This is a genomic window from Pseudomonas sp. 1176_21 (assembly GCF_052850635.1).
Genome location: NZ_VXCV01000022.1, coordinates 1 through 5,497 on the forward strand (window position 1 = coordinate 1; position 5,497 = coordinate 5,497).

At 51.4% G+C, this 5,497-nt stretch carries 2 tRNA genes and 3 rRNA genes; all 5 read right to left on the reverse strand.

Annotation, left to right across the window (positions count from 1 at the left end):
* Positions 1–106 (reverse strand): 5S ribosomal RNA (rrf, locus tag FW760_RS25815); the annotation flags it as partial.
* Between the two features lie 138 nt (positions 107–244).
* Positions 245–3,135: ribosomal RNA gene (locus FW760_RS25820) — 23S ribosomal RNA — on the reverse strand.
* 224 nt (positions 3,136–3,359) lie between these two features.
* Positions 3,360–3,435, reverse strand: a tRNA-Ala gene (locus FW760_RS25825).
* Positions 3,436–3,442: 7 nt separating this feature from the next.
* Positions 3,443–3,519: transfer RNA gene (locus FW760_RS25830), tRNA-Ile, on the reverse strand.
* 84 nt (positions 3,520–3,603) lie between these two features.
* A 16S ribosomal RNA gene (locus tag FW760_RS25835) occupies positions 3,604–5,140 on the reverse strand.
* Between the last annotated feature and the right edge of the window lie 357 nt (positions 5,141–5,497).

Sequence of the window (5,497 nt, forward strand, 5' to 3'; positions counted from 1 at the left end):
GACCTACTCTCACATGGGGAAACCCCACACTACCATCGGCGATGCATCGTTTCACTACTGAGTTCGGGATGGGATCAGGTGGTTCCAATGCTCTATGGTCGTCAAGAAATTCTGTTGCCAGAAGGTCTTGTTCAGACACTCCAGCGAATCGGGTATGTGATGTTTGTGAGTTACAAATCTTCGGCTTACTGTGTCTTCACAACACCGCAATCTGGTCGTTCGACGCAAATTGCTTGGGTGTTATATGGTCAAGCCTCACGGGCAATTAGTATTGGTTAGCTCAACGCCTCACAGCGCTTACACACCCAACCTATCAACGTCGTAGTCTTCGACGGCCCTTCAGGGAGCTCAAGGCTCCAGTGAGATCTCATCTTGAGGCAAGTTTCCCGCTTAGATGCTTTCAGCGGTTATCTCTTCCGAACATAGCTACCCGGCAATGCCACTGGCGTGACAACCGGAACACCAGAGGTTCGTCCACTCCGGTCCTCTCGTACTAGGAGCAGCCCCTCTCAAATCTCAAACGTCCACGGCAGATAGGGACCGAACTGTCTCACGACGTTCTAAACCCAGCTCGCGTACCACTTTAAATGGCGAACAGCCATACCCTTGGGACCGGCTTCAGCCCCAGGATGTGATGAGCCGACATCGAGGTGCCAAACACCGCCGTCGATATGAACTCTTGGGCGGTATCAGCCTGTTATCCCCGGAGTACCTTTTATCCGTTGAGCGATGGCCCTTCCATACAGAACCACCGGATCACTAAGACCTACTTTCGTACCTGCTCGACGTGTCTGTCTCGCAGTCAAGCGCGCTTTTGCCTTTATACTCTACGACCGATTTCCGACCGGTCTGAGCGCACCTTCGTACTCCTCCGTTACTCTTTAGGAGGAGACCGCCCCAGTCAAACTACCCACCATACACTGTCCTCGATCCGGATAACGGACCTGAGTTAGAACCTCAAAGTTGCCAGGGTGGTATTTCAAGGATGGCTCCACGCAGACTGGCGTCCACGCTTCAAAGCCTCCCACCTATCCTACACAAGCAAATTCAAAGTCCAGTGCAAAGCTATAGTAAAGGTTCACGGGGTCTTTCCGTCTAGCCGCGGATACACTGCATCTTCACAGCGATTTCAATTTCACTGAGTCTCGGGTGGAGACAGCGCCGCCATCGTTACGCCATTCGTGCAGGTCGGAACTTACCCGACAAGGAATTTCGCTACCTTAGGACCGTTATAGTTACGGCCGCCGTTTACCGGGGCTTCGATCAAGAGCTTCGCGTTAGCTAACCCCATCAATTAACCTTCCGGCACCGGGCAGGCGTCACACCCTATACGTCCACTTTCGTGTTTGCAGAGTGCTGTGTTTTTAATAAACAGTCGCAGCGGCCTGGTATCTTCGACCGGCATGAGCTTACGGAGCAAGTCCTTCACCCTCACCGGCGCACCTTCTCCCGAAGTTACGGTGCCATTTTGCCTAGTTCCTTCACCCGAGTTCTCTCAAGCGCCTTGGTATTCTCTACCCAACCACCTGTGTCGGTTTGGGGTACGGTTCCTGGTTACCTGAAGCTTAGAAGCTTTTCTTGGAAGCATGGCATCAACCACTTCGTCGCCTAATGGCAACTCGTCATCAGCTCTCGGCCTTAAGATCCCGGATTTACCTAAGATCTCAGCCTACCACCTTAAACTTGGACAACCAACGCCAAGCTGGCCTAGCCTTCTCCGTCCCTCCATCGCAATAACCAGAAGTACAGGAATATTAACCTGTTTTCCATCGACTACGCTTTTCAGCCTCGCCTTAGGGACCGACTAACCCTGCGTCGATTAACGTTGCGCAGGAAACCTTGGTCTTTCGGCGTGGGAGTTTTTCACTCCCATTGTCGTTACTCATGTCAGCATTCGCACTTCTGATACCTCCAGCAAGCTTCTCAACTCACCTTCACAGGCTTACAGAACGCTCCTCTACCGCATCACCTAAGTGATACCCGTAGCTTCGGTGTATGGTTTGAGCCCCGTTACATCTTCCGCGCAGGCCGACTCGACTAGTGAGCTATTACGCTTTCTTTAAAGGGTGGCTGCTTCTAAGCCAACCTCCTAGCTGTCTAAGCCTTCCCACATCGTTTCCCACTTAACCATAACTTTGGGACCTTAGCTGACGGTCTGGGTTGTTTCCCTTTTCACGACGGACGTTAGCACCCGCCGTGTGTCTCCCATGCTCGGCACTTGTAGGTATTCGGAGTTTGCATCGGTTTGGTAAGTCGGGATGACCCCCTAGCCGAAACAGTGCTCTACCCCCTACAGTGATACATGAGGCGCTACCTAAATAGCTTTCGAGGAGAACCAGCTATCTCCGAGCTTGATTAGCCTTTCACTCCGATCCACAGGTCATCCGCTAACTTTTCAACGGTAGTCGGTTCGGTCCTCCAGTCAGTGTTACCTAACCTTCAACCTGCCCATGGATAGATCGCCCGGTTTCGGGTCTATACCCAGCGACTAAACGCCCTATTAAGACTCGCTTTCGCTACGCCTCCCCTATTCGGTTAAGCTCGCCACTGAATATAAGTCGCTGACCCATTATACAAAAGGTACGCAGTCACCTAACAAAGTAGGCTCCCACTGCTTGTACGCATACGGTTTCAGGATCTATTTCACTCCCCTCTCCGGGGTTCTTTTCGCCTTTCCCTCACGGTACTGGTTCACTATCGGTCAGTCAGTAGTATTTAGCCTTGGAGGATGGTCCCCCCATATTCAGACAAAGTTTCTCGTGCTCCGTCCTACTCGATTTCATGACTAAGAGATTTTCGCGTACAGGGCTATCACCCACTATGGCCGCACTTTCCAGAGCGTTCCGCTAATCTCAAAGCCACTTAAGGGCTAGTCCCCGTTCGCTCGCCACTACTAAGGGAATCTCGGTTGATTTCTTTTCCTCAGGGTACTTAGATGTTTCAGTTCCCCTGGTTCGCCTCTTGCACCTATGTATTCAGTACAAGATACCTGACTTATGCCAGGTGGGTTCCCCCATTCAGAGATCTCCGGATCAAAGTCTGTTTGCCGACTCCCCGAAGCTTATCGCAGGCTACCACGTCTTTCATCGCCTCTGACTGCCAAGGCATCCACCGTATGCGCTTCTTCACTTGACCATATAACCCCAAGCAATCTGGTTATACTGTGAAGACAACATTCGCCGAAAACTTGTAATTACTCACAAATTTTACCTTAGCCTGAACACACACCAGTGAAAGTGCTGTCCAGTCTATCTTTCTATCACATACCCAAATTTTTAAAGAACGATTCTGATAAAGTTCAGAAATCAATATTCGACGCGAATATTCATTTCTAAGCTTTGACAAATTAGCAAGCGGGGTGGTGGAGCCAAGCGGGATCGAACCGCTGACCTCCTGCGTGCAAGGCAGGCGCTCTCCCAGCTGAGCTATGGCCCCAGCAAATTGGTGGGTCTGGGCAGATTCGAACTGCCGACCTCACCCTTATCAGGGGTGCGCTCTAACCAACTGAGCTACAGACCCAATCGAAGGTTGCTAACCTAATCGTCTTCTTCAATGAATCAAGCAATTCGTGTGGGAGCTTATGAGACAGCTGATGTCGTCGATTAAGGAGGTGATCCAGCCGCAGGTTCCCCTACGGCTACCTTGTTACGACTTCACCCCAGTCATGAATCACACCGTGGTAACCGTCCTCCCGAAGGTTAGACTAGCTACTTCTGGTGCAACCCACTCCCATGGTGTGACGGGCGGTGTGTACAAGGCCCGGGAACGTATTCACCGCGACATTCTGATTCGCGATTACTAGCGATTCCGACTTCACGCAGTCGAGTTGCAGACTGCGATCCGGACTACGATCGGTTTTGTGAGATTAGCTCCACCTCGCGGCTTGGCGACCCTCTGTACCGACCATTGTAGCACGTGTGTAGCCCAGGCCGTAAGGGCCATGATGACTTGACGTCATCCCCACCTTCCTCCGGTTTGTCACCGGCAGTCTCCTTAGAGTGCCCACCATAACGTGCTGGTAACTAAGGACAAGGGTTGCGCTCGTTACGGGACTTAACCCAACATCTCACGACACGAGCTGACGACAGCCATGCAGCACCTGTCTCAATGTTCCCGAAGGCACCAATCCATCTCTGGAAAGTTCATTGGATGTCAAGGCCTGGTAAGGTTCTTCGCGTTGCTTCGAATTAAACCACATGCTCCACCGCTTGTGCGGGCCCCCGTCAATTCATTTGAGTTTTAACCTTGCGGCCGTACTCCCCAGGCGGTCAACTTAATGCGTTAGCTGCGCCACTAAAATCTCAAGGATTCCAACGGCTAGTTGACATCGTTTACGGCGTGGACTACCAGGGTATCTAATCCTGTTTGCTCCCCACGCTTTCGCACCTCAGTGTCAGTATGAGCCCAGGTGGTCGCCTTCGCCACTGGTGTTCCTTCCTATATCTACGCATTTCACCGCTACACAGGAAATTCCACCACCCTCTGCCCTACTCTAGCTCGCCAGTTTTGGATGCAGTTCCCAGGTTGAGCCCGGGGATTTCACATCCAACTTAACGAACCACCTACGCGCGCTTTACGCCCAGTAATTCCGATTAACGCTTGCACCCTCTGTATTACCGCGGCTGCTGGCACAGAGTTAGCCGGTGCTTATTCTGTCGGTAACGTCAAAACAGCAAGGTATTCGCTTACTGCCCTTCCTCCCAACTTAAAGTGCTTTACAATCCGAAGACCTTCTTCACACACGCGGCATGGCTGGATCAGGCTTTCGCCCATTGTCCAATATTCCCCACTGCTGCCTCCCGTAGGAGTCTGGACCGTGTCTCAGTTCCAGTGTGACTGATCATCCTCTCAGACCAGTTACGGATCGTAGCCTTGGTGAGCCATTACCTCACCAACTAGCTAATCCGACCTAGGCTCATCTGATAGCGCAAGGCCCGAAGGTCCCCTGCTTTCTCCCGTAGGACGTATGCGGTATTAGCGTTCCTTTCGAAACGTTGTCCCCCACTACCAGGCAGATTCCTAGGTATTACTCACCCGTCCGCCGCTGAATCGAAGAGCAAGCTCTTCTCATCCGCTCGACTTGCATGTGTTAGGCCTGCCGCCAGCGTTCAATCTGAGCCATGATCAAACTCTTCAGTTCAATACTGCTTGGGTTTTGAGAAAACCCTAAACTTGGCTCAGCATTCTCAAATGACTTACTTTCAAATCTTTCGATTTTCGTGCAGTCACTTGTGATGCTGATAATCTTTCTGACTATCAGTCTGAGCTCACAAGCACCCACACGAATTGCTTGATTCAATTGTTAAAGAGCGTTGGTCAAGAACTTTTCGTCTCAACCGAGGCGCGCATTCTACGCTTTCCTCAGAGTCTGTCAAGCGTTTATTTTGAAGTTTTTCGTTTCACTTCAAACACTTGACTCGCTTCGATCTCTCGTAGCGGGAGGCGAATTCTACAGCGTTACAACCTGCTGTCAACCACCTTTTTCACCGCTGCCGAT